2 protein-coding genes are annotated in these 3,094 nt (G+C 67.6%); both read left to right on the forward strand.

Features of this window, described 5'->3' with window-relative positions; genetic code table 11:
* The first annotated feature begins 49 nt into the window (after positions 1–49).
* Positions 50–2,071, forward strand: coding sequence for an ATP-dependent DNA helicase (locus tag Q8O14_02565; protein ID MDP2359624.1), 2,022 nt, complete (start codon positions 50–52; stop codon positions 2,069–2,071).
* A gap of 226 nt (positions 2,072–2,297) precedes the next feature.
* The coding region (locus Q8O14_02570; protein ID MDP2359625.1) for a DEAD/DEAH box helicase family protein at positions 2,298–3,094 on the forward strand (797 nt) is incomplete at its 3' end.

Genomic DNA, 3,094 nt, shown 5'->3' on the forward strand with positions numbered 1-3,094 from the left:
TCTCCCGCGGCCGGCCGGGCTCTTCTTCCATCTCTAGCGCGAGCACCACATGCCCGAAATGGACCCACCGGCCTGGCCGGTCTTGCCCGAGGATCTGCTCTGCCTGCCGGGCGACCCGGAGCCGCAGATCCCCATCCTCACGGCCGAGGAGGTCTTCGGGCCAGGCGGTCTGCTTGCCCAGAAGCTCCCCGGCTTCGTCCTGCGCGACAGCCAGCTCACCATGGCCAGAGAGGTTGATTCCGCGCTAGTGGATGGGCGCAGCCTTCTGATCGAAGCGCCCTGCGGAGTCGGGAAGTCGATCGGCTATTCCGTCCCCGCCATCCAGCACGCCCTGGCCACGGGGCAGCGCGTGCTCATCGCCACGGCCAACATCGCCCTGCAGGAGCAGCTCACCCAGAAGGACCTGCCCTTCCTGCAGGGCGTGCTGCCCGTGCCTTTTCGGTTCTGCCTGCTGAAAGGGCGTGGACATTTCGTCTGTCAGGACAAGCTGGATGAGCTGAACAGCCGGCTCTTCAGCGGCGCGATCCAGGACGCCGACCGGAACGAGTTTGACCAGGTCCTCGACTGGGCCATGCGTACCGGCTCCGGCGACTCCAGCGAGCTGCCCTTCAAGGTGTCGCCCCGCGTGTGGCGCCACTTCGCCATCGGCGACACCAGCGAATGCGCCGGCTGTCGTCTCAACTGCTACCACAAGACCGCCATGCTGGAAGCCGAGGGCGCCCAGGTGGTGGTCTGCAACTACCACCTGCTCTTCGCCCATTTGAAAGTCCAGGAGGCCACGGCCGGCCAGGCCGGCGTCCTGCCGCACTTCGACGTCCTCGTCTGCGACGAGGCCCACGAGCTGCCCGACATCGGCAGCGACTTCGCCGGCGAGGAGATCGGCCGCTGGAGCTTCCGCGGCTTCAAGCGGCATCTGTCCCGCGCCGGCTACGAGGCCCTGGACCGGGTGGCCGAGGACCTGTCGCGATCCATCAAGATCATGGCCTTCAAGCACGGCGCCCAGGGATCCAACCGCATCATGCTCCCTGGCCTGATCAATGAGGAACCCATCCTGGAGGCCCTGCGCCGCGTGTACCTGGAACTGCGCGCCTTGCAGGCCCAGTACGAGGAGGAGTCCAAGGAATACGCCCAGCTGGAGCGGCAGAAGGAGCAGTGTCGCCAGCTGGCCGATCGCGTGAAGGCCCTCATCTGGCAGGAGCGCCCTGAGTGGGTCTACTGGGTGGAGCGCCAGGACGGCGCCGCCGGCGAGAGCTGGCGGCTGAAGGGCAAGCCCGTCTCCATCGCCTCCTTCCTGCAGCGGCACCTGCTTCCCTGGGTGCCCGTCATCGCCACCAGCGCCACGCTGACCACCACCCATGGGAACTTCACCTTCATCCGCGAGCGCATCGGCCTGGACGCCGGCACCCGGCAGGTGGCGCTGCCCAGCCCCTTTGACTTCAGCCGCTCGGCGCTCCTGGTCGTGCCGGATGGGCTGCCGGATCCCAACGACAAAGAGTTTCGGGAAAAGGTCCACGACCACCTATACGAGGCCGTGAAGGCCAGCGGCGGCCGGGCCCTCCTTCTCTTCACGTCCAGCCAAGCGCTGAAAGACGCCTACAATCTGCTGGCGCGCGACTTCGAGTACCTGGGATTCGCCTGCCACCGCCAGGGAGAAGCGCCGTCCACGCGGCTCATCCAGCGATTCCGGGAGGATGTCACCAGCGTGCTCTTCGCCACGCGGACCTTCTTCCAGGGCGTGGACGTGCCGGGCGAGGCCCTGTCCCTGGTGGCCCTGGACCGCCTGCCTTTCCCATCACCCACCGACCCGGTGATGGACTACATCGCCGAGCATGATCCGAAGGGATGGTTCCGCCTGCACAGCCTGCCCACGGCCCTCATCACCTGGCGCCAGATCTTCGGCCGGCTCATCCGCCGGCACGATGACCGCGGCGTGGTGCTGCTCCTGGATGGCCGGGTGGAATCGAAGCAGTACGGCCGCCAGTTCCTCAAGGCCATTCCCGGCGGGATGATCAGCCGCGAGGTGGCGGCCATCGGCTCCTTCCTGGCCGACCCGGAGGATCCCTTCGCATGAGTGCCACAACAACGACTACAGTAACTATCAAGTGTGATGTGTGCGGAAAGGAGTGCGATCCGTACAAGGGGCCGACTAGGATCCACCTTGGCGGCTACGGCACGGACGTCGTTTACTCATTGTTCTTGTCGCACAGAGTGGATCTGCAGTGCAATGCCGCTACCCACATCTGCAAGGCCTGCTTCGTCAATAAGGTTGGCGAGTGGGCGCGAGCTGAGGCCCGCCCATGAGCGCGCCCATCCTGGTGGACAGCCTGATCCGGATTCCAGTGCGGGACCTTGCGCCCCGCACGCGCGAACTGCTGGAGAAAGCGCTGTCCTACCCGAACCCCGCCTATCAGCAAGCCAAGGCCCGGGGCAAGCAGACCCCGCGCGAGAAGGTGGACGGCGTCTGGCAGCTGGTCCCCAAGTGCCTGGATGGCTTCCACGTGGACGAGCGGGGCCGGTGGTGCGCGCCGCGGGGGGCGGTGGGCCTTCTGCGAGAGCACCTGCAACCTTGGCCGGGCGTGGAGGACCGGCGCGGCCGGGCCCCCCTGGCGCCCAGCACGCTGCCCGCCCTGCGCACCCAGCTGCGGCCCTACCAGTTGGCGGCCAAGGAGGCCATGGTCGCCAAGACCCAGGGCGTGGTGGTGATCCCCGCAGGCGGCGGGAAGACCATGGCCGCCATGGCTGCGCTGGTGGAGATCAGGCAGCGCACGTTGGTCCTGGTCCACACGCTGGACCTGAAGGAGCAGTGGGAGGAGGAGCTGGAGGAGCACCTGGGCGTGGTGCCGGGGAAGGCCGCGCCCATCCAGGTGGCCACCGTCCAGACCCTGACCAGGATGCCGACAGAGGCCCTGGGCCGGCACCTGGCTGGGTTCGGTTGCCTCATCCTGGACGAGGGGCATCATGCGCCGGCCAGCACCTTCGACCGGGTGGTGGCCGCCTGCCCGGCCGCTTGGCGCTTGGCGCTGACCGCCACGCCCGAGCGCGAGGATGGGCTGACGCCCAAGCTCCTGCACACCTTTGGCCCCATCCTGCACGA

The sequence above is a fragment of the bacterium genome (assembly GCA_030685015.1).
Taxonomy (GTDB): Bacteria; CAIWAD01; CAIWAD01; order CAIWAD01; family CAIWAD01; genus CAIWAD01.

What these genes read in the sequence shown, in the direction of transcription:
- Q8O14_02565 (MDP2359624.1), top strand. Translation starts at nt 50, where the DNA reads ATGCCCGAAATGGACCCACCGGCCTGGCCGGTCTTGCCCGAGGATCTG.